We start from the raw sequence: 24,256 nt of genomic DNA on the forward strand, positions 1-24,256 counted from the left end.
CGATGGCCAACCCGGACGGCTACGACCCACCATTGGCCGAGGTCCGCGTCCTCGACCTGTCGCGCGGCCCGATGACGGCGGTGGGACGCCTGCTGGCCGACCTCGGAGCCGCGGTGACCCAGGTGCACCTGCCCGGTGTCACCGAAGAATCCGCGGGTCCCATCGCCGAGGGCGCCGGAGTCGATCCCGAATCGGTGGGCATCGCGATCAACCGACACGGAGTGGACACCGTCGACGTCGATCTTGCGACCCCCGACGACCAACACCGATGGGTGCAATTGCTGGCCGGGGCCGACATCCTGATCGAGGACACCCGACCCGGCTCGGATGCCGAAAAAGCCCTTGCTGCGCGCAACATTCACGCTGAACACCCGGGCCTGGTGATCCTGTCCATCAGCGATTTCGGCCGGGACACCAGCTACCGCGGCTGGCACGCCACCACCCCGGTGCTACACGCGCTCACCAGTGAGCTGTCCCGCTCGGGCATCCCGGGACGTGAGCCCCTGGTGCCGCCCGCCGCACAACTGCCGTACCACGTCGCGGCGGCGCAGGCCGCGGTGATGACCATGAGCGTGTACCTGGACCGATTGCGCACCGGTGAAGGCGATTTCATCGACTTCTCGATCCTCGACGGGGCCATGCAGACTCTCGATCCGTCATACGGGACGGCAGGCACGGCCTCGGCCGGCGTGGCATTGAGCGCGCAGAGACGCGACTGGAACGCCGAGCGCCTGCGGTACCCGATCATCGCGTGCAAGGACGGGCACGTGCGGATCTGTCTGCTGGCAAAACGCCAGTGGCACGGCATGTTCGAGTGGATGGGCCGCCCCGTTCAGTTCGCCGATCCGTCGTTCGACCGGCTGCGGGTGCGGTTCAGCTCGCCGGAGCTGATGTCTGAGATCGGGCGCTTCTGCGCCGGGCAGACCCGGGCCGAGCTGGAGGTCGCCGGCCAGCGGCACGGGGTGCCGACGGCGGCGGTGCTGACCCTGGCCGAAACCCTGGGCACCGAACAGGTCGAGAGCCGCGGGTACTTCCACGAGGTCGACCTGTCTCCCGGAATGTCGGCACCGGCGCCTGCGGGTGTCGTCGAGATCGACGGGCACCGGGCCAACCCGCTGAACGTGTGCGGACATCCAAGTGCCGGCCACCCGCGCCGCATCGATGTCGCTCCGCTGCTCGGCGGTCGCCCACGCCGCGACGAGGGCCTTCCGCTGGAAGGTGTGCGCGTGCTGGACCTCGGCGTGATCGTCGTCGGGTCCGACACCGGACGGCTGTTCGGCGACCTCGGCGCCGACGTCATCAAGATCGAGAACTCGGCGTTCCCGGACGGTCTGCGCGGAAATCTGGTCTCGATGTCGCAGACCTACGCCGCCGGCCACCGCAACAAGCGCTCGATCGGCATCGACCTGCGGACACCGCGGGGCCGGGCACTGGCGCACCGGCTGGTCGCCCAGTCCGATGTCGTGCTGACCAACTTCAAACCGGGCGTGGCCGAAACGCTGGGAATGGACTACCGGAGCTTGCGAGAGGTGAACCCGGGCATCGTGGTGGTCGACAGTTCGGCGTTCGGGCCCACCGGGCCGTGGGCGAAGCGGATGGGCTACGGCCCGCTGGTGCGTGCGGCCGCGGGGTTCACGGACCTGTGGGTATACCCGGGCGAACCGGAATCGTTCTGCGACACGGTCACCGTCTACCCCGATCACGTGGCCGCCCGGATCGGTGCACTGGGCGCGCTGGCTGTGCTGCTGCGCCGCGAGCGCACGGGTGCCGGCGGCTCGGTCAGCGTCGCGCAATCGGAGGTGATGCTCAGCCACCTGGCCGGCGAGATCGCGGCCGAGGTTCTGGTGAGGCGCGGGCACGAAGCCTCGATCCGCCCGGTCCACGATGCGCCGTGGGGCCTGTTCCCGGCCGCCGGCGAGGACCGGTGGCTCGCCGTGACGGTGCGCGACGACGCCGATTGGCACGCGCTGTGCGAGGCGATCGACCGTCCTGATCTGGGCGCCGACGCGCAGCTGGCGACCCGGACCGGACGGGATGCCCAGCGCGGCCGCATCGACGAGGCCGTGCGTGCCTGGACGTCACAGCGCCCGGCGACCGAGGCGATGGATCTGCTGCAGGCGGCCGGTGTTCCGGCCGGCGCCGCGCTGCATGCCGCCGAGGTCGCCGACTGGGACTACTACGTGCAGCGCCGCGCCTTCCGGGAGGAACTGCACCCGCACGCCGACGAGCCGTTCACGATGGAGAACGTGCAGATCCATTCTGATCGCATAGCCGATCCGCCACTGCTGCAGGCACCGCTGCTCGGCGAGCAGACCCGCGAGATCGCCGCCGAATTGCTCGATATGGACGACGCCGCGGTCGATGAACTGATCGCCGCGGGGGTCCTCGAAGTTCCACAGACCGCGCAAGCGGCGGGACGCTGATCACGCGTCTCGTACGATTCGGGGATCACACCCCGTTGAACACCGCCCTCGCACAGCCGGAAATGACCGCATGGACTTCACCAGACTCTCCTACTTCGTGGCGGTCGCCGAGGAACTGCACTTCAAGCGCGCCGCCGACCGGCTGATGATCACACCGCCGCCGCTGAGCAAGCAGATCAAGCTGCTGGAGAAAGAACTCGGCGGACAGCTCTTCGAGCGCAATTACCACGAGGTCCGCCTGACGCCGTTGGGGGCCAAACTGCTCGGTCCCGCCCGCGAGATCCTGCGCCAGGTCGACGAATTGAAGGCCACCGCCGTCCAGCTCACCGAGGGAGCCACGACGATCCGGGTGGGGGCGACCGCCTACGCGCCGTCGGATTTCGTGGCACAGGTCGAGACCGCCGTCGCCGGCCTCGCAGCGCCGACCGAATTCAGCGTTCCCGGCTCGGCCGCGGAGGTGACGGCCAAGCTGGTGTCCGGTCACCTCGACCTCGGGCTGATCCACCTGCCCACCTCCGACAAACGGCTGCAATACCGCGTGGTGGCCACCTTCCAGGGCGCGGTGGCGGTGCGTTTCGACGATCCGCTGGCCGCCAAGGATCTGGTGTCGATCGAGGAGCTGCGTGATCGCGACGTCGTCATCGACTTCGCCCGGCCCAATCCCGTCATGCTTGCCGGCCTGACCCGTGCGCTCAACGCTCGTGGGGTGACCCGCATCGTGCGCACCACCAACCAGTTCGCCGGCGAACTGGAGATGGCCGCCCAGGTGTCCAACCGGCACCTCGTCGCGCTGGTGCCCTACGCACCCGAATCGCTGATCGGCAAGATCTTCTCCCCGCCGGATTTCACGCTGGTGCCCATCGACGAGAGCACCTGGTCACCGGCCCGGATCGCGTTGGCCTGGGTGCCCGATCGGCTGAAGAACCCGGCGGAGATCGAGGCGATAGTGGCTGAATTGGCGGTGGTATTGGCCCGCGCGCGGGCCCAGTAATGTGGTCCCGGTGATGCCGATGATGGTGGGGGCAAGTGTGGTCTCGAGCGTCGCCGCACTGGCGGCCCTGCTCGGCACGTCGGCACCCGCACCGCAGGTCCGTCTCGTCGACGACACCGTCCCGATGACCCAAGGTGACGGCTCACTGGCCGACGGGCAGGTCCTGACCCCGTTCGACGTGCAGAACCCGGCGATCGGCCGGCTGGATCCACGGCTGCTGGCCGCCATCCAGAACGCCGCCAATGCCGCGGCCGCCGACGGCGTGACCATGACGATCAACTCGGGGTGGCGGTCGGCCGAATTCCAGCAGTCGCTACTCGACCAGGCGGTGCAGACGTACGGCAGCCTCGCGGCCGCACGCCAGTACGTCCAGACGCCGACCGCGTCCCGGCATGTGACCGGTGAGGCTGTCGACGTCGGCGGTCCGCAGGCCGATCACTGGTTGATCGCCAACGGCGCGCGCTTCGGGCTGTGCCAGATCTATGCCAACGAGTTGTGGCACTTCGAACTCGTCGCCGACCCGGCGGGCAACTGTCCCCCGCTGCAGCCCAACGCCGCGGGCTGACCTATTCGGTGACCGGCACCATATCGGCGCCGCACGTGCACTTGTAGTTGCTTTCCGGGCCTTCGCAATGGCACTCGGTCTCGACGCGGATCCGGCACCCACACCCCTGGTGAGCGCAGGTCAGCACCGTCCCTGCCGGGACAACGCTCATGTCTCCTCCAATTTGTCTGCGGCCGGCGGGCTGGTCCCATCGTCCTCGCTTTCCATGCACTGAACCCGCGAAATCAATACAAATCGGTCGCATATCGTGTGTCTATGACTCTGTCCGGGAAGACCATGTTCATCTCCGGCGCCAGCCGCGGTATCGGCCTGGCCATCGCCAAGAAAGCCGCTGCCGACGGCGCCAACATCGCGCTGGTCGCCAAGACGGCCGAACCCCATCCCAAGCTCGAAGGCACCGTTTACACCGCCGCCAAGGAGATCGAGGAGGCCGGCGGGCAGGCCCTGCCGATCGTCGGTGACGTCCGCGACGGCGACTCGGTGGCAGCCGCGGTCGCCAAGGCCGTCGAGCAGTTCGGCGGCATCGACATCTGCGTCAACAACGCATCGGCCATCAACCTCGGCTCGATCGAGGAAGTGCCGCTCAAGCGCTTCGACCTGATGAACGGCATCCAGATCCGCGGCACCTATGCGGTGTCGCAGGCGTGTATCCCGCACATGAAGGGCCGCGAGAACCCGCACATCCTCACCCTGTCCCCGCCGATCCGGCTGGAGTCCGAGTGGCTCAAGCCGACCGCCTACATGATGGCGAAGTTCGGAATGACGTTGTGTGCGTTGGGTATCGCCGAAGAGATGCGTGAAGCAGGCATCGCTTCGAACACGCTGTGGCCGCGGACCCTGGTGGCCACCGCAGCGGTGCAGAACCTGCTCGGCGGCGACGAGGCGATGGGCCGGGCCCGCAAGCCCGACGTCTACGCCGACGCCGCCTACACGGTGTTCAACAAGCCCGCGCGGGAGTACACCGGGCAGAGCCTGCTGTGTGAGGACGTGCTGCTCGACAACGGCGTGACCGATCTGTCGGTGTACGACTGCGTACCCGGATCGGACCTCGGCGTGGACCTGTGGGTGGACACTCCCAACCCGCCGGGATACGTCCAGCCCTAGCCTGGCGCGGCGACCTTCAGCGACAACCTGAAAAACGTTGCCGGAGTGCCATTTCTCGACTACTATCGAACATGTGTTCGAATTGCTCGATCGGCCGGTGCTCGGTGAACTCACCGACGCCGCGCTGATCGACACCCTCGAACACCACACCCGCACCGAAGCCGTAGAGGCCGCCGCGCGCCTGGCTGTCATCGCCGAGATCGTCGCGCGGCACTGCGACGACGAGGACGACGCTTCCGCCTACTGCGCGATCGACGGCTGGGAAACCGCCACGGCCGCGATAAGCGCCGCCTGCAACCTCAGTCGCCGTGCCGCCTCCACCCAGATGCGCATCGCCCAGGCCTTGCGCGAACGACTCCCCAAAGTCGGCGCCGTCTTCGCCCGCGGAGACATCTCGGCGAAAGTAATCTCCACCATCACCTGGCGAACGCAACTCGTCATCGACGAAGACGCACTGAGACTGATCGACACCGCCCTGGCGGGCGCCGCCATCACCTACGGCGCATTGACCGCGAACAAGACAGAACAAGCCATAGATGTCTGGGTGGAGAAGTTCGATCCCGCCGCAGTGCGAAAGACCCGCACCGCTGCCCGAGACCGCGACATCCACTTCGGCGACCCCGACGATCCCAACGGCACCGTCTCCATCTGGGGACGGCTGCTGGCCACCGACGCAGCCCTGCTCAAGAATCTGCTCAACACCATGACCCAAGGGGTCTGCGACAACGACCCGCGCACCATCGGGCAGCGCCGCTCCGATGCGCTCGGCGCCATCGGCGCCGGAGCCGACCACCTCACCTGCCAGTGCGGCAGCCCGGACTGCGAAGCCACCGGCATTGATCCCCGCTCTCGCGCCGTGGTGATCCACCTCCTCGCGCAAACCCTGCCCGAGTCCGCCACCAGCGCCCACAGCGACGATGCCCAAGCCCCGGCGCAACCACCCCGGGACCCACGCATCCACGGCAAACCCGACCTCAGCGACTACCCCGCCGATCGCACGCCAGCCGTATCCGGCAGTCCCGCAGTCATTCTCGGCGGCGGGGTCGTACCCGCGCCGCTGCTGGCCGAACTGATCGCCACTGGAGCGACCGTCAAACACGTCGCCCACCCCGATGACCTCACCGCCCAACCGCATTACCGGCCCTCGACGATGCTGGCCACATTCGTCCGGATGCGCGACCTCGTGTGCATGTTCCCCGGCTGCGGGGTATCAGCTCACCACTGCGACCTCGACCACACCGACCCGTGGCCGGCCGGAGCCACCCACCCCGGCAACCTCGGCCCCAAGTGCCGAACCCACCACCTGATCAAGACGTTTCAGGCCGGCGCGAATGGCTGGACCGACCTCCAACACCCCGACGGCAGCCACACCTGGACCTCACCCACCGGCCACACCTACCGCACCACGCCCTTCAGCCAGGTCCTGTTTCCCGACTGGGCCAACCACACCCCAGCCCCACCCACACCACCAGCCCCGACAACCTCCGCCGACCGGCACATGAAAATGCCGGTCCGCCAACAAACCCGTCAACAATCCCGCACCCAACGCATCAACACCGAACGCCGGCTCAACACCGAGCTCGACAAACCCCCGCCGTACTAGTCGAACTCGATCACTGCGGTCATCGCGTCGTTGGTCTGATCGCCCCGGGGAGCGACCGCGTATCCGCATACCCCATCTAGGCTCGTCTGCATGCCTGACCCACAACCCACCAACTGGGCCGCCGGCCGCTACCAGGCCGTCGCCGAGCGCATTGCCGTCATCGCCGGTGAGGTCGTCGCCGCGGCCGACGGCCTGCAGCCCCTACGTGACACCGCGCTCGTCGACCTGGCCTGCGGTACCGGAAGTGCGGCGTTGGCCGCCGCCGAAGCCGGGGCCCGGGTCACCGGCGTGGATCTCACCGCCGAGTTGATCGCCATCGCCGCCGAGCGGCCCGGTGCGGATGCGGTGCAGTGGGTGATCGCGGACGCCGCACACACCGGCCTGCCCGAGGGAGGATTCGGCACCGTGGTGTCGAATATGGGCATCATCTTCGTCGAGCCCACCAGCCTGGTCGCCGAGGTCACCCGGCTGCTGACCCCCGGCGGGGTGTTCGCGTTCTCCACCTGGGTCCGCGATGAGGCGGGCAGCCCGTTCTTCACCCCGATCGTCGAAACCCTGGGCCAACCGCCGGCCTCGGTGTATTCGCCCGATCAGTGGGGCGACCTCGACGTGGTGCGGTCCCGGCTGGCCGCCGGGTTCGACGAGGTGCAGTTCGGAACCGGTTCGCATACCTGGCAATTCGACTCGGTCGAGTCCGCGGTGCGCTTCATCGCAGACGAATCACCGATGCATGTCGACCTGCTGAGCCGGCTGGACGAGCCGATGCGGGGCCGCCTGCTCGACGCGTTCACGGCCGCGCTGGACGCACAGGCCGACGATGAGGGCCGGGTCGCCTTCGACGCACCCTATGCGGTTGTGACCGCTCGCCGCAGGGCATGAAACATGCTGCATGACATGAGGAACAGCACCAAAGCCGTCTCGCGATTACTCGCCGTCGTCGTCTTGCTCTGTGCGTTCACCAACGCGACCGCTTCCGGAAGCCCCGATGCGCTCGCGGCCACAGTGGACCGGGCGTTTCGACCGCTCATGGCCCAGTACGACATACCGGGCATGTCCATAGCGGTGACCGCCAACGGCCAACAGCACTACTTCGATTTCGGCGTCGCAGACAGACAAATCGGCACCCCGGTTACCCGGGACACGCTCTTCGAGATCGGTTCGGTCAGTAAGACGTTCACCGGGACACTGGCGTCCTACGCACACGGACTCGGGCGGATCTCCCTGACTGATCACCCCAGCACCTACATGCCGCAGTTGACGGGCAGTGCCATCGACAAGGCCGACCTGCTCAACCTCGGCACGTTCACCGCGGGTGGATTGCCCCTTCAGTTTCCGCCGGATGTCACAGATGACGCCCAGATGCTCACCTACTTTCAGCAGTGGGAACCCGATGCCGCACCCGGCAGGCAGCGGCGATACTCCAACCCCAGCATCGGCCTGCTCGGCCACCTCACCTCGCTGGCGATGAACCGTGACTTCGGCGACCTGATCGAAGGGGAGATCTTCCCGAAGCTGCAGCTCCACCACAGCTACATCCGAGTGCCGCAATCCCAGATGGGCGATTACGCGTGGGGCTACAACGCCGACAACGAGCCGATCCGGGTGAACCCAGGCGTTTTCGATGCCGAAGCCTACGGCGTCAAATCCTCTGCGGCTGACTTACTGCGTTTCGTCGAGACCAACATCGCGCCGAATGACCTTGAGGCACCGATGCGCGATGCTGTCCAGGGAACGCACGTCGGATATTTCAGAACCGGGGACATGACCCAAGGGCTCGGCTGGGAACAGTATTCCTACCCGGTCAGCCTCGACCGGCTGTTGGCCGGCAACTCGACCACCATGGCCATGGAGCCGAACCCGGTTACGCCGGTCACTCCCCAACCGACCCCAACTCCGAAGCTGTTCAACAAGACCGGCTCTACAGATGGTTTCGGCGCCTATGCCGTGTTCGTACCGGACAAACGGATCGGCCTGGTGATGCTCGCGAACAAGAACTATCCGATACCCGCCCGCATCACCGCGGCCTACGCTGTCCTGCAACAGCTTTCGTCCGAGACGCCTGGCTAGCTCGGACGCGTCCCGCCGGACAGCATGGTCTCGACACTGTCGGCGAAGGCCGCGGTGGTGAAGCAGGTCGGTTCGGCGAACTCCTCGAGCGTGAGCGCATCGTTCCAACTGGCGTCGGCCGCGGCGCGCAAAAGGGGTTTGGCCATCGCGACCGCATGCGGCGGCAGCGCGGCGACACGCGAGCACCACGCATCCGCGGTTTCGAGCAGCTTCTCGTGGGCGACGACCTCGTGCACCAGCCCCAGCCGCTGCGCGGTTTCGGCGTCGATGTGCTCGCCCTTGAGGTAGTAGGCAAGCGCACCCTGATAGCCGAGCCGCCGGGTCAGCGCCCAGCTGGTGCCGACCTCCGGGATCAATCCGAGGCGCGCGAAAGCGGGCACGATGACGGCCTTCTCACTAGCGATGGCCAGATCACAGGTGAGCGCCCAGGCCAGCCCGACGCCTGCCGCGGGCCCGTTGAGGGCGGCAACGAAGATGGTGTCCGAACCAGCGATTAGCCGGGCGATACCACCGAATTCGCGCCGTATCCAGCGCCATACGTCCGCGGTGCCCTCGCCCTCGTACCGGCTCTCGATGGCTGCCCGCATCATGCGCAGATCGCCGCCCGCGCTGAAGCCCGGATCGGCGCCGGTCAGCACCACGGCGCGAATGTCGTTGTCGGCAGCCAGATCTTCCAGAGCCCGGCGCAACTGCCGGACCAGTGGTGCGGACAGTACGTTCAGCCGGTCGGGTTCATCAAGAGTCACCACGGCGCGATCACCGCGGCGGTCTACGAGAATCCGTTGTGGAGCGTCCGGGTCGTCCCCGTCGGCCACCATGCGGCGATACAAGGGCTTGTCCATCACGAGACCTCCTCAACTGGTCTGGCCTGCAGTGCTTTCCATGCCGCATCGGCGAATGTCTCGATGACATCGCTGTCCATGTCGGCGGTATCGCCGGCTACCCAGTAGCGGGCGTACTCCTGCGCGGGACCGAGCCACAGTGCGGCCGTGATACCCGGCCGCATGTCCACCAGTGCCCCGTAGGTGTGGTGCGGGCGCCACCAGTCCCGGATGGTCGCGAAGAAGTTCTGGTTGGCAGCACGCAGCTCCGGGCTGTCCAGCCGATCGCCCAGCAGAAGTGCCGCCTCACCGCGGTGGGCCGCAACCCAGTTCAGGTGGTTGCGGACACCGCCACGGATCCCGTCTTCGGCGGTGGCCTGTTCGCGCAGCATGGCCAGGAAACCTGCCTGGTATTCCGCCATGAGCTGCGCGTAGACCGCCGCCGCCAGCGCGGGTTTGTCGGGGAAGTGATGGTAGAGCGATCCGACGCTCACCTCGGCCTCGCGCCGCACCTGGTCCAGCGTCGGAGCGATGGTCCCCTCGGCCGCGAAACGACGACGCGCAACCGATATCAACCGGTCTCGCGCACCTCTTGCCCTGGACGGTGGCACGAGAATTACTCTAGCAGAACCGAGGAATCCTCTAGGGCCTGTCACTCCGCCTGATAGAGGATTCCGCGACCGATCGCCTCACGGACCTCTGGCAGCGCGGCCTGCGCCAGGGCATCGGAATCCACCCCGTGGTGGGCGGCGAGCAGCTGGATCAACGTGCCCAGCGGCACCTCACCGCGACAACCGGCCAGCAGCGCCCGCAGCACCTCGTCGACTCCGATCACCGCGGCCGGGCCGCCCGGGCGGCGCACCGCGGCCCCGACCTCCTGCCAGCCCTCTGGTCCGGGCAGCGACTGCTCCTCCAGGAAAACCGGCGCCGTGGACAGCCGGGCCGCCAGCAGTGCGTCGTCGGAAGTGTTGCGCAGGTAGGCCCGCCGGGCGAAGAAGGCGTCCACTTCCGAGCCGGTGAGCGCCTCGTCGGCGCCGGTGATCTCCTCGAGGATCTGCTCGGGCGGTTCCCCGTCGCGCGGGACCCGCAGCGAGATCATGCCCATGCCGATACCGGCGATGCCCTCCTCGGTGAACCAGTCGAGCCATTGCCCGCCCCGCTGCGCCTGCCGTTCGAGATCCTCGCCCGCATCGGCCAGCCACAGCGACACATAGCTGACCGGGTCGGCCAGTTCGCGCTGCACCACCCAGGCGTGCAGACCGGTGCCGGCCAGCCAGCCCGAAACGCGTTGCCGCCAGACCTCGCCTTCTGGGCCGCCCCGCACGATCCAGTTGGCCATGATGTGCGCGGTGCCGCCCGGCAGCAGGTGATCGCCGACCTGCTCGATGAGGCTCTGGCACAACGCATCTCCGGCAAGACCCGAGTCGCGGTAGATGTAGTCACGGGCACCCGATCCCACCACGAAGGGCGGGTTCGACACGATCAGGTCGAAACGTTCACCGGCCACCGGCTCGAACAGGCTGCCGTACCGCAGATCCCACGACATGCCGTTGAGCCGCGCGGTCATGGCGGCCAGTGCCAGCGCCCGCTCGTTGGTGTCGGTCGCGACGATCTCGTCGCAGTGCGCGTTCAGGTGCAGTGCCTGGATACCGCATCCGGTACCGAGGTCCAGGGCGCGGCCGACCGGGTTGCGCGTGACCGCGCGGGCCAGCGACACCGACGCCCCGCCGATGCCCAGCACGTGATCGGGGCGCAACGGCCCACGCCGCACCGCGGCGTCCTGATCGGACACCACGTAGAACTCCCGGACCCCGTCACTGTGCGGACGGATGTCCAGGGCAGCACGCACCCGGTCCCCGGTGGATTCGAGAACCCCGTTGGCGGCCAGGGTCTGCAGGCCGACCGACGGGAACGCCGCCTCGACCGACTCCGCCGTCTCCTCGGTACCCAACAGCAGCAGACGCACCAGCACGCCCAGCCGCTGACGATCGGCCTGCGCGGCGTGGGTCGCCCGCAGGGCCGGCCACCACACACCCCGGCTCAGCGCGGCGTCGGCATCGGCGCCCAGGAGTTCGGCCACGCCGTCGGTGGTGAATCCGGCCGAACGAAGGTCGGCACCGATCGCGTCGACGACGTCGTCATCGACAGCGCCGACGGCTCCGTCGATCCCGCTCAAAACAGCCCCATCTCTTCGGGTTCGGCCGGCTCGATGAGCTCCGGGCCGTTGTTGCGGACGCTGTTGACCAAACGCGACACCTCGCGAACCGCGATCCGGTCCAGATCGCCGTGACCGCGCAGCAGGCCCTCGTCCATCGGGGCGTCGGGATCCATCCAGCGGTCCCAGTCCGGCGCGCTGATGGTCAGCGGCATCCGGTCGTGGATGTCGGCGAGTGGACCGGCCGCGTCGGTGGTGATGATGGTGCAACTGAGCAGCGGCGCGGCGTCCTTCGGCGCGCCCTGGGGGCGCCACGTGGTCCACAATCCGGCCATGAACAGCAGCTCACCGTCGGCGCCGTACATGTAGAACGGGGTCTTGGCAGTCTTCTTTCCGTCGCCACCGGGGTTCGGCTTCCACTCGTACCAGCCGTCCATCGGGATCAGGCAGCGCTTGTTCTTGGCGGAGTTGCGGAATGCCGGCGAGGTGGTGACCTTTTCGGCGCGCGCATTGATCAACAGCGGGCCCTTGGTGTCAGGGCCGCCGCCCTCGGCGGTTTTCACCCACGGCGGGATCAGTCCCCAGCGCATCGATCGGACCCGGCGCGTCGACTCGTCCTCGGGGTCGGTGTGCCGTTTGACCACGCTGCTGATGGTCGTGGTGGGAGCCACGTTGTAGTTCGCGGCGGAGTTACCGCCCGCGACATCCTTGTCCCCTGAGCTCGCCGTGCTCGACGCGCTCTCGTCAATGGCCTGGATTTTCTGCGCCAGCAGCGCCGGATCGGTGGTCACCGCGAAACGTCCACACATAGTGCCCATGGTTGCAGAGTCCGCGGACAAGGCAGGATGTACAGCGTGAGCGGACGTCAGGAGCAAATGGAGCACTGGCCGGCGCCGTCGGCGACAACCCCGGTCGATGCCACGGTGACGGTGCCCGGTTCGAAGTCTCTGACCAACCGCGCGCTCGTGCTGGCCGCGCTGGCCACCCCGCAAGGCACCTCGACTGTCCGCGGTGCGTTGCGCAGCCGCGACACCGATCTGATGATCGACGCGATCCGCACCCTGGGCGTCACCGTGCAACCGGCCGAACACGACGACACCGAGTTGACGGTCAGCGGCGCCGTCGCTCCGGCCCCCGATGCCCGGATCGATTGCGGACTGGCAGGCACTGTGCTGCGGTTCGTACCGCCGGTCGCCGCGCTGAGTACCACCTCGGTGACGTTCGACGGGGACGAGCAGGCCCGGTCCCGGCCCATCGCCCCGCTGCTCGACGGGCTGCGCGGTCTGGGCGTGGATGTCGACGGTGACGCGCTGCCGTTCGCGGTGCGCGGCCGCGGCGCCGTGGCCGGCGGCACGGTCGAGATCGACGCGTCGGGTTCCTCGCAGTTCGTCTCCGGGCTGCTGCTGTCCGGTGCGACATTCGCCGACGGGCTCACCATCGTGCACGCCGGCACCTCGGTACCCTCGGCCCCGCACGTGGCGATGACGGTGGCGATGTTGCGGGACGCCGGCGTGCAGGTGGACGACTCGGTCCCCAATCGCTGGCGGGTGTCCCCCGGCCCGGTCGCCGCACGGGACTGGGACATCGAACCGGACCTGTCCAACTCCACGCCGTTTCTGGCCGCCGCGATCGTCACCGGCGGAACGGTGCGGATCGCCGGCTGGCCGACCGTGAGCATCCAACCGGCCGACACCATCCTCGACCTGCTCGCGAAGGTGAATGCGACTGTCCACCAGCGTGATTCACATCTGGAAGTCAGTGGCGCCGAAGGCTACGACGGGTTTGACGCCGACCTGCACGATGTGGGCGAGCTGGCCCCCACGGTCGCGGCGCTGGCCGCGCTGGCTCGCGACGGCGCGACATCGCGGCTGCGGGGCATCGCGCATCTGCGCGGGCACGAGACCGACCGGCTGGCGGCGCTGACCACCGAGATCAACGGGCTCGGCGGCGATTGCGCCGAAACCGAGGACGGCCTGCTCATCACGGCGCGGCCGCTGCACGGCGGGACCTGGCGCTCGTACGCCGATCATCGGATGGCCACGGCCGGGGCGATCATCGGTCTGCGAGTGCCCGGTGTGGAGGTGGAGAACATCGAGACCACCGCCAAGACCCTGCCCGATTTCCCGCTGATGTGGGTGCAGATGCTGGCGGGCGACGCCCAGGCGAGGGGGAAGTAAACCACCTTGGGAGCGCGGGAGTACGACGAGTCCGACGTCCGGATCAGGCCGGGCAAAGGCTCGCGTCCGCGCACCAAGACCCGCCCCGACCACGCCGACGCCCAGTCGGCGATGGTGGTGACCGTCGACCGCGGCCGCTGGGGCTGTGCGCTCGACCGCGACCCGCATCACCGCGTGGTCGCGATGCGGGCCCGCGAACTGGGCCGCACCCCGATCGTGGTCGGCGACGACGTCGACATCGTCGGCGACCTTTCCGGGCGGCCCGACACCCTGGCCCGCATCGTGCGCCGGGGCGATCGCCGAACCGTGTTGCGCCGCACCGCCGACGACACCGATCCGACCGAACGCGTCGTGGTCGCCAACGCCGATCAGCTGTTGATCGTGGTGGCGCTGGCCGACCCGCCCCCGCGCACCGGGTTCGTCGAACGCGCACTGATCGCCGCGTACGCCGGCGGGCTGAAACCGGTGCTGTGCCTGACGAAATCCGATCTGGCCGACCCCGAGCCGTTCGCCGCACAGTTCGCGGATCTCGACCTGACCATCGTGACCGCCGGCCGCGAGGATCCGCTCGACGTGGTCGCACCCATGCTGAGCGATCAGGTCACCGTTTTCCTCGGCCATTCCGGAGTCGGCAAGTCCACCCTGGTGAATCGTCTTGTCCCAGAGGCGGACCGGGCAACAGGTGAGGTCTCCGGGGTGGGCAAGGGCAAGCACACCTCCACCCAGTCGGTGGCGCTGCCGCTCGACGGAACCGGCTGGGTGATCGACACTCCCGGGATCCGCTCGTTCGGCCTGGCCCATATCCAACCGGACGACGTGATCCTGGCGTTCTCGGATCTCGCGGAGACCATCGACGACTGTCCGCGCGGCTGCGGCCACATGGGCCCGCCCGCCGACCCGGAGTGCGCCCTGGACAGGTTGTCCGGCCCGGCGGCCGGCCGTGTCGGCGCGGCTCGGCACCTGTTGGCGGTCCTGAACGAGGGCTGACCGTATCCCGCGTACCGCTGGGCGGCACATCGCGTCGATCGGTGACCGCGCGGCACTAGGGTCGCTGATTATGGCTACGTATGTTCTCACCGGCAGCGCCTCGGGACTCGGTGCTGCGACCAAGAAACGGCTGGAGTCCGACGGACATCGGGTTATCGGCGTCGACCTGCGCGATGCCGACGTGAACGTGGACCTGAGCACCCCGGACGGGCGGGCCGAGGCGATCGCGAAGGTCACCGAGCTGGCCGACGGTGGCATCGACGGTTTCGTCCCGTTCGCCGGGCTGGCCGCCGCGACCGGCCGTCCCGCGCATCTGCTGATCGCCGTCAACTACTTCGCCGCGATCGAGCTGCTGGAGGGCCTGCGCCCGCTGCTGGCCAACCGCGAGAACGCGTCGGTGGTTCTGATCAGCTCGAATTCGACCACCACTCAGCCCAATTGGCCGGTCGAGCTGGCGGACGCGTGCCTGGCCGGCGACGAGGTGGGCGCCAACACCGTCGCCTCCACCTACGGCGATTACGCGGCTCTGCAGGCCTACCCGGCGACCAAGGCGGCGCTGGCGTACTACGCGCGCACGAAGTCCGCGGAGTACATCGCCGAGGGCATCCGGCTCAACGCGATCGCACCGGGGCTCATCGATACCCCGATGACCCAGGAGGGCCGCAAGGATCCGTTGACCGGTGCGGGGATGGAGCAATTCCTCAAGACCATTCCGGCCGGGCGCGGCGGGCGGCCCGAAGAGGTGTCCGCACTGGTGGCGTTCCTGCTGGGTCCCGAGGCGAGCTATTTCGTCGGGTCGGTCATCTTCGTCGACGGCGGCATCGACGCCGCGGTCCGCGGCAGGGACTGGCCGAAGGTCTGGGAGCTGAACATGTGACGCTTCGCGTCAGTGCTTGGCCTTGGCTTGATCGGCCTCCGCCTGCTGTTGCTCTTCCTCGGCCTGCTGCTTGGCCGCCGCGATGGCGGCGCGGCCCTCAGGGCTGGCCGCCGAATTGCCCGGCGTCTTCGCCGACGCCACACCCGCGCTGCAGTTGAGGTTGAGCAGCACGGTGTCGGTGACCGGCGAGAAGTTGTCACCCTTGAGCCACGGCGCCTTCTCGGAACTGGTGACGACGCAGTCGTCGTCGGCCTCCGAGTCACCTGAGCGGGTCGCGACCACACCCGTCATCCCGGCGTCGGCCAGTGCCGATTGCGCATCGGAGTACTTCTGGCCGGCGTAGTCGTCGGCCGCGGCGACCCCGGTGGCCAGCGCACCGACCGGGACGGCGGAAGCGCCGAGCACCATGGCAGCCGCGAGCAGCATCCTCATAACAACCTCCGATTCGCCTGTCCCCGCCCTGTGAGGCAGAAGGTTATTGGCAGCGTCTGCGAGGACCCTGGGAGTACGGCGGGTGGTTGCTTGGAGTTTGGGCAATCGGCCCACGAACGAATGTGGGCTTGTGTCCTCAGATCTCGGCGGATCCTCGGACACAAGCCCACATTCGATGAAAAGCCAGATGAAACTACTTGCGGCGCCAGCCCCGCACCGTCTCGATGGCCGTCTTCAGGCCACGACGACGCCCGGTCGCGGGATCGGTGACCCCGTACCCTTCGAGCTCGGTGAACATCCGCTCGCTGCGGGTCTCGGGTGCGTTGTCGGCCGTGTCCTTCAGGAACTTGTCAGGCAGCGACAGCTTGGCGATGGTGCGCCACGTCTTGCCGTACTGCACCAGGAACGGTCCCGTGGTGTAGGGCAGGTCGTACTTGTCGCACAGCGCCCGCACCCGGACCGCGATATCGGCGTACCGATTGCTCGGCAGATCCGGGAACAGGTGATGCTCGATCTGGTAGCTCAGGTTGCCGCTCATGAAGGCCAGCGCCGGACCCGAGTTGAAGTTCGCGCTGCCCAGCATCTGCCGTAGGTACCACTGCCCGCGGCTCTCACCGACCATGTCGGTCTTGGTGAATTTCTCTGCGCCATCGGGGAAGTGGCCGCAGAAGATCACCGCGTTGGCCCAGACGTTGCGGATGACGTTGGCCACCGCATTGGCCTTCAAGGTGGACTTGAAGGTCGCACCGGGCGACAGCGAAGTCAGCGCCGGCCACACCACGTAGTCCTTGGCCAGCTGATGCCCGGCTTTGACACCGAACTCGCGGACGCGGACGAGGGTGGCGTTGCGGTTGTCGCGGCCCTTGAAGATCTTGCCGAGCTCCAGGTGCTGCAGTCCCACGCCCCACTCGAAGCCGATCGCGAGGAGGGTGTTGAACAGCAGGTTGCCGTAGAGGTTGAACGGCTTCCACCTGGCATCCCGGGTCACGCGGATGACGCCGTAGCCCACGTCGTCGTCCATGCCGAGGATGTTCGTGTACTTGTGGTGCATGAAGTTGTGGGTGAACCGCCAGTGCTTGGACGCCCCGCTCATGTCCCACTCCCACGACGAGGAGTGAATCTCGGGATCGTTCATCCAGTCCCACTGGCCGTGCATGACGTTGTGGCCGATCTCCATGTTCTCGATGATCTTGGCCACGCCCAGGGTTACGGTGCCTGCCCACCACGCGGAACGCTTGGAGCTCGCCGCGAGCATGACGCGGCCGGCGACGTCGAGCGCACGCTGTGCCGCGATGGTGCGGCGGATGTAGCGCGCATCGCGCTCACCGCGGGAGTCTTCGATGTCCTGCCGGATCGCGTCGAGTTCTATGCCCAGGTTCTCGATGTCGGCATCGGTCAGATGCGCGAATGCGGGCACGTCGGTTACTGCCATCGTCAGCCTCCTCTCAATTACCTACGGTAGCGTAACCTACGATCCCGTAGGTTACTAGCCAGTAAAGTCTATACGTCCAGGACACAGTCGCCGGAAGCTGCCGAGACACACGTCTGGATCCGGGTGCCGGGGTCGTGTTCGACGCCGGTGCGCAAGTCCCGCACGTGCCCTTCGACCAGGCCCACCACACACGACTGACAGATCCCCATCCGGCAACCGAACGGCATCTGGATCCCGGCCTGCTCGCCCGCGTCCATCAACGGCGTCGCGCCGTCGATAGTGACCTCCTTGCCACTGCGCTCGAATGTCACCGTGCCCCCGGCACCGTGCGGGGCAGCCCGCGACACCGCGAACCGTTCCAGGTGCAGGCTGTCGGCGATACCCGCGCCCGCCCACACCCGTTCGGCGTCATCGAGCATGCCTTCCGGCCCGCACGCCCAGGTTTGACGGTCACGCCAGTCCGGGACGACGTCGCCGATGTGCGCCAGATCCAGCCTGCCTTCGGTCCGGGTACTGCGCAACAGCAGCCGGTAGCCGGGATGCGCATCGTGCAGCTCGGCCAGCTCCTGGCCGAACATCACGTCGGATTCCGTTGGCGCGGAATGCACATGCACGATGTCGGTGATCTGGTCGCGGCGCACCAGGGTGCGCAGCATCGACATCACCGGGGTGATGCCAGAACCCGCCGTCACGAACAACACCGTGGCCGGCGCCGGATCGGGCATGACGAAGTTGCCCTGCGGGGCGGCCAGCCGCACCACGGTGCCCGGCCGCAGACCATCGACCAGGTGCGTCGACAAGAACCCCTCGGGCATCGCCTTGACCGTGATCGCGATGGTGCGCGCACCCCGCCCTGTCGCCGCTCCGGTGACCGGACTCGATGTCAGCGAGTACGACCGCCAGCGCCAGCGCCCGTCGATCAGCACCCCGATGCCGACGTACTGGCCGGGCTCGTAGTCGAACGAGAATCCCCAGCCCGGTTTGATCACCAAAGTCGCCGAATCGGCAGTCTCGCGGCGCACCTCGACGACCCGGCCACGCAGTTCCCGCGCCGACCACAACGGGTTGGCCAGTTTGAGGTAGTCGTCGGGCAGCAGCGGCGTGGTCACCTGCCCGACGATTCGGCGGACCACATTCCACGCGGGACGCCGTTCGGCGCCGGCAACGGCGGGACGGAGCGTGTCGGCCACATTGGCCGAGACCTTGATCGAGTTCTTGGCCATGAACCTACGGTACCGTAGGTTACTGCCGCGTAGCTAGTCGCAGGACCGCTATCGCAGGTCAGGAAGCCAAAGTGTTCTTGAAAGTTTTCCCGTCCTTCATGATCACTTTGAAGTTTCGTTCCGGATCGGCGACCAGGTCCAGCCGTGCCAACGGATCGCCGTCGACCAGCAGCAGATCCGCCAGAGCACCCTCCTGAACCACACCCAGCTTGCCGGCGTACGGGTTGCGCTTGCCCGACATCGCCAGCAGTTCGGCATTGGTTCCGGTGGCCATCGTCAACGTCTCGGCCGGCGAGAACCACTTGCCGAGCCCCGCCAGCAACGCCCCCTGTTTCGGCGCCAGTTGCGGCGAGAACAGTATGTCCGTGCCGAAGGCCGTCTTGAGCTTGTACTTGCGGGCCAACCGGTAGACGTTGTCGACACCGTCGACGATCTCCTTGGCCTTGGCGGCCTCGTCGGAGCCCGGCGGGAACGCACCGATCATCTCGGCTGGGATGGGCTGCGTGCTCAGCCAGATGTTCTTGTCCGCCATCTCCTTTGCCGTCGCCTCATCCATCAGATGAGCGTGCTCGATACACGTGACGCCGGCGCGGATCGCCTGCTGGATGGTCTGCGGGGTGTAGGCATGCACCGTCACGTACGTGCCCCAGTTGCCCGCGGCCTCGGTGGCCGCCCGCAATTCGGGTTCGGTGAAGGTGGTGACGTCGAGCGGGCTGTGCGGGGACGACACCCCGCCCCCGGCGGTCAGCTTGATCTGCGACGCGCCCTGGAACAACTGCTCGCGGGCGCGCATCCGCACCTCGTCGGGGCTGTCGGCGACCATGGCGGCGCCGAGTTCCTCCTGGCGCGACGGCGGGCCACCCGGATTGCGCGGGAGGTCCGCGGGCGTGCGGAAGTCACCGTGGCCGCTGGTCACCGTGATGATCGCGCCGGACGGGTAGATGCGCGGTCCGTCGATGACGCCTTCGTCGATGGCCTGCTTGAGACCGAAGCTCGGGCCGCCGAGATCGCGGACCGTGGTGAACCCGCGCATCAGGGTGTCGCCGGCCTCGGCGCCGGCCAACAGGTTGAGGTACCCCGGATCCAAGGTCGTCAACTGTGTCACCGGCGGCCTCACCAGCATTGTGTGCCAGTGGTTGTCGATCAGCCCCGGCATCAACGTCCGGCCGCCGCCGTCGATCACCGTGGCCCCCGGCTCGTCCGGCAACGCCTCGGTGGAGATCCGCTCGATCCGGTTGCCCTTGACCCGCACGTTCGAGGGCGCCGACAGCCGATCGCTGTGCCCGTCAAAGATTTTGACGTTGCGGAAGTCCGTGGTGGCCACCGCGCCGGCGGGAGGCGCCGGAGGCGGCGGAGCCTGCGCGGAGTCCGCGGGGCGGCCGGGCTCTGACGATCCGGCCGATGAGGTGTCTCCGTCACCGGCCGAACACGACACACTGGCCAGGATCACGGCCAACGACGCCAACAGCCCGAATGCGCGCATCAAGATCCTTGTCCGGTCGGTCAGAGCAGTTCGAGTAGGAACGGCAACTCCTGCGGGGCGTACCACGCGAGGTCGTGATCCTGGGCGTCGCCCACTGTGAGTTCGGCGTCCTCGTCCCCCAGATCCGCGTCGTCGATGGCGTCGACAGCGGCCAGGACCGCCGGCTCCGCGTCGGCGTTGTCGACGTACACCGCGACGACCGTGTCGATCGGCAACGGCCCCGACAACCGCACGACGGAGTCGTCGAGGTCGGGCCGGACCGTCACCTCCACATCGGCCCCCGTATCGGCCACCACCACGGCACGGCGCGGCGGCAGGCCGGAACCCGGCTGCAAATCCGTACCCCCGATCAAGCGCAGCGAGGCCAGCGCGGCCTCCCGCAACGCCACCTCGGCGAGTTCGTCGTCGTCGCCCTCGGCGTAGGCCTCCCGCAGCGTCGGGGTGACCGCGAACGCGGTCCCGTTCACGACGAGCAGGTGGCGGTCGGCGACAAGCTGCTGCAGGGCGACCAGAGTCGTCGGGATGTAGACGCGCACACCGCGACATTAATCGGCTTCGGCGTCCTTTTCGGCGTCGGCCTGTTTCTCGTCGGCTTGCGGGTCTTTCTCCACCGAGATCACGAAGTCGTCGCCGTGCTGGATGACACCGCTGACCACAGCGCTGCTCACCGCCTCCACCGCGTACTGCCGACGGACCACCAACGGATCCTGCCGGAGGTCGCGGACCAGGGCCACCGCAAGACCGACCATCACCAGCACGAACGGCACCGCGACAATGATGGTGATCGACTGCAGACCGTTGAGGGCGTCTGCACCACCGACCAGCAGCATCACCGCCGCGACCGCACCGGTGGCGACACCCCAGAAGATCACCGTCGGGCGCGTCGGTTTGATGGTGCCGCGCTCGGACAGCGAGCCCATCACGATCGACGCGGCGTCGGCACCCGACACGAAGAAGATGGCGACCAGCACCATCACCACGACGCTGGTGACCGTCGCGATCGGATATTCACCGAGCAGGCTGAACAGCTGCCGTTCCTGGCTGCCCATTCCCGCGAGGTCAACACCGTTCTGCTGCTCGAAGATGGCCGCACCGCCGAACACACAGAACCAGACCACTGACACCACGCTGGGCACCAGCAGCACCCCGGTGACGAATTGCCGGATGGTGCGGCCCCGCGAGATCCGGGCGATGAACATGCCGACGAACGGGGTCCAGGAGATCCACCACGCCCAGTAGAAGATGGTCCAGTCCTGGAGCCACGCGCTGACCTCGGGGCCTTCGGCTCCGGTCCGGGCCGCCATCTGCGGCAGGTCTCCCACGTAGCTTCCGATCGCCGTCGGGATCATGTTCAGCATGAACATCGTCGGTCCGACCAGAAAGATGAACAGGGCCATCCCGACCGCCAGCACCATGTTGGTGTTGGACAGCCACTGGATTCCGCGCGCGACCCCGGACACCGCCGATACGACGAACGCGACGGTCAGGACCGCGATGATGACGACCAAGATGGCATTGCCGGTGTCACCGATCCCGGCGACGATGTGCAACCCGCTGCGGATCTGCAGCGCGCCCAGCCCCAGCGAGGCGGCCGACCCGAACAGCGTGGCGAAGATCGCCAGCATGTCGATCACCTTGCCCCACGGCCCGTTGGCATGCTTGCCCAGCAGGGGCTCGAACGCCGCACTGACCAGCTGCAGTCGGCCCTTGCGGTAGACCCCGTAGGCGATGGTCAGGCCGACGACGGCATAGATCGCCCACGGGTGCAGGGTCCAGTGGAACATCGTGGTCGCCATCGCGGTCTGCGCGGCCTCGGGATTGCCGGGTTCGCCGGTGCCCGGCGGCGGGGAGGCGAAATGTGACAGGGGCTCGGAGACCCCGAAGAACATCAGACCGATGCCCATGCCGGCGCTGAACATCATCGCCACCCAGGACACGGTGCGGAACTCCGGCTCATCGTCGTCACGGCCCAGGGGGATGTTGCCGTAACGGCTCATGGCCAGCCAGATCACGAAGACCACGAACCCGGACGCGGTCAGGACGAACAGCCAACCGACGTCGGCCATCACCCAACTGAGTGCGTTCGACGACGCCGTGGCAAGCGAATCGGTGCTGACGAATCCCCAGACCAGGAATGCCAGAGCGATGGCGGCGGTGACTCCGAAGACCACCCAGTCCACACCTGCCCGGCGGGTATAGGCCTTCTGCTCCACCGGAATGTCGAGCGCCGGATGGTGGGGCACGACATCGGTGACGCGCGGCGTGAGCGCGCGTTGTGTTTTCTTTACTGCGGTTTCGTCGGCTTCTTGCGTGTTCTCGTCGGATCTACTTTTTCGTATCTCAGCTGGCATGATCAATTCATCAGACCGCGAATTGCAGCTCAGGTCAAACACGTCACGAGTTTTGCCAGGGTTACCTGGCGGCCTCGAGCAACTCCTCAAGAGATTCACGGAACAGGCTCGGCAGCACGTCGACGTCGCTCATCGCGTCCCGGTCGGCGTTGATCCCGAAATACAACATGCCGTCGTACGAGGTGACCCCGATGGCCAGAACCTGGTTCTGCAGCAGCGGCGGCACCGCATAGGTTTCCAGCAACTTGGTGCCCGCGATGTACATCTGCTTCTGGGCGCCGGGCACGTTGGTGATCAACAGGTTGAACAGCCGCGCCGAGAAACCTGTCGCGACGCGAATACCCATGGCGTGCAACGTCGGCGGGGCGAATCCGGACAGCGTCACGATCGTGCGCGCGTCGACCAGGCTGGCCGCGGTGGAATGCGATTCGGTGGCATGGGCGATCTGCGACAACCGCACCACCGGATTGCCCTCACCGACCGGGAGATCCACGAGGAAAGGCGAGACCTCGCTGATGGCCTGCCCCGGGCCCGACGAGTCCAGTTCGGCGTCCGGATACACCGACATCGGCGCCATCGCCCGCACCGTGGTGGTCGGGGTCACCGGCTCGCCACGTGACAGCAGCCAGTTGCGCAGCGCGCCGGCCACCACAGCCAGCACGACGTCGTTGATGTCGCAGTTGTAGCGGGCCCGCACCAGCCGGTAGTCCTCCAACCGATGCTGGTCCACCGAGAATCTGCGGTTGCGCGAGACGGTCGTGTTCAGCGGGCTGCTGGGCGCGGTGCCACGGGCCACCGTGCGGGCCACATCGGCAACCCGCCGGCCCACCGCGGCCAGTTCGCTGGCACTGGTGGCCACCTCGGTCACCGTGTCCCGCAGGGCGGCCAGCTGGCTGGTCGGCCGGGCGATCCACTCGCCGATCGCGCCGAGCACCAGCTGGCGGTCGCTGGGTTCGCGCGCCGGAATCCAGATGTCCTCGCCGAACTCCGGCGGCTTCTGCGCGCGGTCGACGATCACATGCCCGATCTCGAGTGCGGTCATGCCGTTGACCAGGGCCTGGTGCGTCTTGGTGTAGATCGCGAGGCGGTTCTTGGTCAGCCCTTCGACCAGGTACATCTCCCACAGCGGCCGGGTCCGGTCCAACGGCCGCGATCCGAGCCGGGCGATCAGGTCGTGCAGCTGAGCGTCGCTGCCCGGAGACGGCAGCGCCGAGCGCCGGATGTGATACGTGATGTCGAAATCCCGGTCGTCCACCCACACCGGCCGAGCCAGTCCCAGCGTCACCTCGCGCACCTTCTGCCGGTAACGCGGAATCTGCGGCAGACGGCGCTCGACGGTCTCCAGCAGGCTCTCGTAGCTCAAACCGGCACGCGGCTTGCGCAGGATCGACAAAGACCCGACGTACATCGGCGTCGCAGTGTTCTCCAAGTGGTAGAACGCTGCGTCAGACGCCGACAGTCTGTTCACCATGCGGCGCCAACCTCCCCTTCTCACTCCCCCTGAACCCCGTCACGTTAACCGGCGATTCGGCCACCGCGCATCACGGGTGCTACCGCGCGTCAAT

The 24,256-nt window shown here is 67.6% G+C and carries 22 protein-coding genes; 10 read left to right on the forward strand and 12 right to left on the reverse strand.

Features of this window, described 5'->3' with window-relative positions; translation table 11 throughout:
- Positions 1–2: 2 nt before the first annotated feature.
- From ACNQVK_RS27835 to ACNQVK_RS27845, 3 genes are all read left to right on the forward strand, one after another.
- Positions 3–2,423 (forward strand): CoA transferase, encoded by a 2,421-nt coding sequence (locus ACNQVK_RS27835; protein WP_418032106.1) that lies wholly within the window; start codon positions 3–5, stop codon positions 2,421–2,423.
- 70 nt (positions 2,424–2,493) lie between these two features.
- Positions 2,494–3,414 carry a LysR family transcriptional regulator gene (locus ACNQVK_RS27840; protein WP_418032107.1) on the forward strand — a complete coding sequence of 307 codons (921 nt, stop codon included), beginning with the start codon at positions 2,494–2,496 and terminating at the stop codon, positions 3,412–3,414.
- 19 nt (positions 3,415–3,433) lie between these two features.
- On the forward strand, positions 3,434–3,979 hold the full coding sequence (locus ACNQVK_RS27845) for a M15 family metallopeptidase (RefSeq protein WP_418034376.1): 546 nt from the start codon (positions 3,434–3,436) through the stop codon (positions 3,977–3,979).
- Between the two features lies 1 nt (position 3,980).
- Here the strand turns inward: ACNQVK_RS27845 and ACNQVK_RS27850 are convergent, their stop codons facing one another.
- Positions 3,981–4,130, reverse strand: coding sequence for a metallothionein (locus tag ACNQVK_RS27850; protein WP_409549498.1), 150 nt, complete (start codon positions 4,128–4,130; stop codon positions 3,981–3,983).
- A 104-nt stretch (positions 4,131–4,234) separates the two neighbouring features.
- On the opposite strand from ACNQVK_RS27850, the gene ACNQVK_RS27855 reads away from it, so the two are divergent.
- The 4 genes from ACNQVK_RS27855 (at position 4,235) to ampC (ending at position 8,753) form a co-directional block, all read left to right on the forward strand.
- Complete coding sequence (locus tag ACNQVK_RS27855; RefSeq protein ID WP_418032108.1) at positions 4,235–5,083, forward strand: SDR family oxidoreductase; 849 nt, start codon at positions 4,235–4,237, stop codon at positions 5,081–5,083.
- A 73-nt stretch (positions 5,084–5,156) separates the two neighbouring features.
- The gene (locus ACNQVK_RS27860; RefSeq protein ID WP_418032109.1) at positions 5,157–6,686 is read left to right on the forward strand and encodes a DUF222 domain-containing protein; all 1,530 of its coding nucleotides are present in this window, start codon (positions 5,157–5,159) and stop codon (positions 6,684–6,686) included.
- Positions 6,687–6,776: 90 nt separating this feature from the next.
- The gene (locus tag ACNQVK_RS27865) at positions 6,777–7,565 is read left to right on the forward strand and encodes a class I SAM-dependent methyltransferase (protein ID WP_418032110.1); all 789 of its coding nucleotides are present in this window, start codon (positions 6,777–6,779) and stop codon (positions 7,563–7,565) included.
- Between the two features lie 15 nt (positions 7,566–7,580).
- A complete protein-coding gene (gene ampC / locus ACNQVK_RS27870; RefSeq protein ID WP_418032111.1) occupies positions 7,581–8,753 on the forward strand; it encodes a class C beta-lactamase in 1,173 nt (390 codons plus the stop codon).
- Here the strand turns inward: ampC and ACNQVK_RS27875 are convergent.
- Genes ACNQVK_RS27875 through ACNQVK_RS27890 form a run of 4 tightly spaced genes read right to left on the reverse strand, consistent with a single transcriptional unit; the run spans position 8,750 to position 12,538 of the window.
- Positions 8,750–9,595 (reverse strand): enoyl-CoA hydratase/isomerase family protein, encoded by an 846-nt coding sequence (locus ACNQVK_RS27875; protein WP_418032112.1) that lies wholly within the window; start codon positions 9,593–9,595, stop codon positions 8,750–8,752. The two genes, ampC and ACNQVK_RS27875, sit on opposite strands and share 4 nt — an antisense overlap.
- Positions 9,595–10,185 (reverse strand): TetR/AcrR family transcriptional regulator, encoded by a 591-nt coding sequence (locus ACNQVK_RS27880; RefSeq protein ID WP_418032113.1) that lies wholly within the window; start codon positions 10,183–10,185, stop codon positions 9,595–9,597. Before ACNQVK_RS27880 ends, ACNQVK_RS27875 begins: the two co-directional genes overlap by 1 nt.
- A 41-nt stretch (positions 10,186–10,226) precedes the next feature.
- On the reverse strand, positions 10,227–11,741 hold the full coding sequence (locus tag ACNQVK_RS27885; protein WP_418034378.1) for a methyltransferase: 1,515 nt from the start codon (positions 11,739–11,741) through the stop codon (positions 10,227–10,229).
- 5 nt (positions 11,742–11,746) lie between these two features.
- A complete protein-coding gene (locus tag ACNQVK_RS27890; protein WP_418032114.1) occupies positions 11,747–12,538 on the reverse strand; it encodes an SOS response-associated peptidase in 792 nt (263 codons plus the stop codon).
- A gap of 66 nt (positions 12,539–12,604) precedes the next feature.
- On the opposite strand from ACNQVK_RS27890, the gene aroA reads away from it, so the two are divergent.
- The 3 genes from aroA (at position 12,605) to ACNQVK_RS27905 (ending at position 15,770) form a co-directional block, all read left to right on the forward strand.
- Positions 12,605–13,906 carry a 3-phosphoshikimate 1-carboxyvinyltransferase gene (gene aroA, locus ACNQVK_RS27895; protein WP_418034380.1) on the forward strand — a complete coding sequence of 434 codons (1,302 nt, stop codon included), beginning with the start codon at positions 12,605–12,607 and terminating at the stop codon, positions 13,904–13,906.
- A gap of 6 nt (positions 13,907–13,912) precedes the next feature.
- Entirely contained in the window at positions 13,913–14,893 is a 981-nt protein-coding gene (gene rsgA / locus ACNQVK_RS27900; protein ID WP_418032115.1) for a ribosome small subunit-dependent GTPase A, read from the forward strand.
- Between the two features lie 70 nt (positions 14,894–14,963).
- Positions 14,964–15,770: an SDR family oxidoreductase gene (locus ACNQVK_RS27905; protein ID WP_418032116.1), complete on the forward strand. Its 807-nt coding sequence runs from the start codon at positions 14,964–14,966 to the stop codon at positions 15,768–15,770.
- A gap of 9 nt (positions 15,771–15,779) precedes the next feature.
- On the opposite strand, the gene ACNQVK_RS27910 is transcribed toward ACNQVK_RS27905, so the two are convergent.
- The 7 genes from ACNQVK_RS27910 to ACNQVK_RS27940 all read right to left on the reverse strand — a co-directional run bounded on the left by ACNQVK_RS27910 (position 15,780) and on the right by ACNQVK_RS27940 (position 24,162).
- The gene (locus ACNQVK_RS27910) at positions 15,780–16,202 is read right to left on the reverse strand and encodes a hypothetical protein (protein ID WP_418032117.1); all 423 of its coding nucleotides are present in this window, start codon (positions 16,200–16,202) and stop codon (positions 15,780–15,782) included.
- A gap of 193 nt (positions 16,203–16,395) precedes the next feature.
- The gene (locus tag ACNQVK_RS27915) at positions 16,396–17,634 is read right to left on the reverse strand and encodes a fatty acid desaturase family protein (RefSeq protein ID WP_418032118.1); all 1,239 of its coding nucleotides are present in this window, start codon (positions 17,632–17,634) and stop codon (positions 16,396–16,398) included.
- A gap of 68 nt (positions 17,635–17,702) precedes the next feature.
- Positions 17,703–18,857 carry a ferredoxin reductase gene (locus ACNQVK_RS27920; protein WP_418032119.1) on the reverse strand — a complete coding sequence of 385 codons (1,155 nt, stop codon included), beginning with the start codon at positions 18,855–18,857 and terminating at the stop codon, positions 17,703–17,705.
- Between the two features lie 58 nt (positions 18,858–18,915).
- On the reverse strand, positions 18,916–20,340 hold the full coding sequence (locus ACNQVK_RS27925) for an amidohydrolase family protein (protein ID WP_418032120.1): 1,425 nt from the start codon (positions 20,338–20,340) through the stop codon (positions 18,916–18,918).
- A 20-nt stretch (positions 20,341–20,360) separates the two neighbouring features.
- Positions 20,361–20,876 carry a DUF6912 family protein gene (locus tag ACNQVK_RS27930; RefSeq protein WP_418032121.1) on the reverse strand — a complete coding sequence of 172 codons (516 nt, stop codon included), beginning with the start codon at positions 20,874–20,876 and terminating at the stop codon, positions 20,361–20,363.
- A gap of 9 nt (positions 20,877–20,885) precedes the next feature.
- Positions 20,886–22,691, reverse strand: a complete 1,806-nt coding sequence (locus ACNQVK_RS27935; RefSeq protein WP_418032122.1) for a BCCT family transporter — start codon at positions 22,689–22,691, stop codon at positions 20,886–20,888.
- 61 nt (positions 22,692–22,752) lie between these two features.
- Positions 22,753–24,162 (reverse strand): WS/DGAT/MGAT family O-acyltransferase, encoded by a 1,410-nt coding sequence (locus ACNQVK_RS27940; RefSeq protein WP_418032123.1) that lies wholly within the window; start codon positions 24,160–24,162, stop codon positions 22,753–22,755.
- Between the last annotated feature and the right edge of the window lie 94 nt (positions 24,163–24,256).

Source organism: Mycobacterium sp. 134, assembly GCF_048282715.1.
In the GTDB taxonomy this organism is placed as follows: domain Bacteria; phylum Actinomycetota; class Actinomycetes; order Mycobacteriales; family Mycobacteriaceae; genus Mycobacterium; species Mycobacterium septicum.

Excerpts from the sequence above, each read along its gene's own strand:
- ACNQVK_RS27925 (WP_418032120.1), bottom strand. The coding sequence starts at position 20,340 with ATGCGCGCATTCGGGCTGTTGGCGTCGTTGGCCGTGATCCTGGCCAGT.
- ACNQVK_RS27835 (WP_418032106.1), top strand. The coding sequence starts at position 3 with ATGGCCAACCCGGACGGCTACGACCCACCATTGGCCGAGGTCCGCGTC.
- ACNQVK_RS27920 (WP_418032119.1), bottom strand. The coding sequence starts at position 18,857 with ATGGCCAAGAACTCGATCAAGGTCTCGGCCAATGTGGCCGACACGCTC.
- ACNQVK_RS27845 (WP_418034376.1), top strand. The coding sequence starts at position 3,434 with ATGATGGTGGGGGCAAGTGTGGTCTCGAGCGTCGCCGCACTGGCGGCC.
- ACNQVK_RS27940 (WP_418032123.1), bottom strand. The coding sequence starts at position 24,162 with ATGGTGAACAGACTGTCGGCGTCTGACGCAGCGTTCTACCACTTGGAG.
- aroA (WP_418034380.1), top strand. The coding sequence starts at position 12,605 with ATGGAGCACTGGCCGGCGCCGTCGGCGACAACCCCGGTCGATGCCACG.
- ACNQVK_RS27875 (WP_418032112.1), bottom strand. The coding sequence starts at position 9,595 with ATGGACAAGCCCTTGTATCGCCGCATGGTGGCCGACGGGGACGACCCG.
- ACNQVK_RS27905 (WP_418032116.1), top strand. The coding sequence starts at position 14,964 with ATGGCTACGTATGTTCTCACCGGCAGCGCCTCGGGACTCGGTGCTGCG.
- ampC (WP_418032111.1), top strand. The coding sequence starts at position 7,581 with ATGAGGAACAGCACCAAAGCCGTCTCGCGATTACTCGCCGTCGTCGTC.
- ACNQVK_RS27850 (WP_409549498.1), bottom strand. The coding sequence starts at position 4,130 with ATGAGCGTTGTCCCGGCAGGGACGGTGCTGACCTGCGCTCACCAGGGG.
- ACNQVK_RS27935 (WP_418032122.1), bottom strand. The coding sequence starts at position 22,691 with ATGCCAGCTGAGATACGAAAAAGTAGATCCGACGAGAACACGCAAGAA.
- ACNQVK_RS27915 (WP_418032118.1), bottom strand. The coding sequence starts at position 17,634 with ATGGCAGTAACCGACGTGCCCGCATTCGCGCATCTGACCGATGCCGAC.
- ACNQVK_RS27865 (WP_418032110.1), top strand. The coding sequence starts at position 6,777 with ATGCCTGACCCACAACCCACCAACTGGGCCGCCGGCCGCTACCAGGCC.
- ACNQVK_RS27855 (WP_418032108.1), top strand. The coding sequence starts at position 4,235 with ATGACTCTGTCCGGGAAGACCATGTTCATCTCCGGCGCCAGCCGCGGT.
- ACNQVK_RS27910 (WP_418032117.1), bottom strand. The coding sequence starts at position 16,202 with ATGAGGATGCTGCTCGCGGCTGCCATGGTGCTCGGCGCTTCCGCCGTC.
- ACNQVK_RS27840 (WP_418032107.1), top strand. The coding sequence starts at position 2,494 with ATGGACTTCACCAGACTCTCCTACTTCGTGGCGGTCGCCGAGGAACTG.
- ACNQVK_RS27890 (WP_418032114.1), bottom strand. The coding sequence starts at position 12,538 with ATGTGTGGACGTTTCGCGGTGACCACCGATCCGGCGCTGCTGGCGCAG.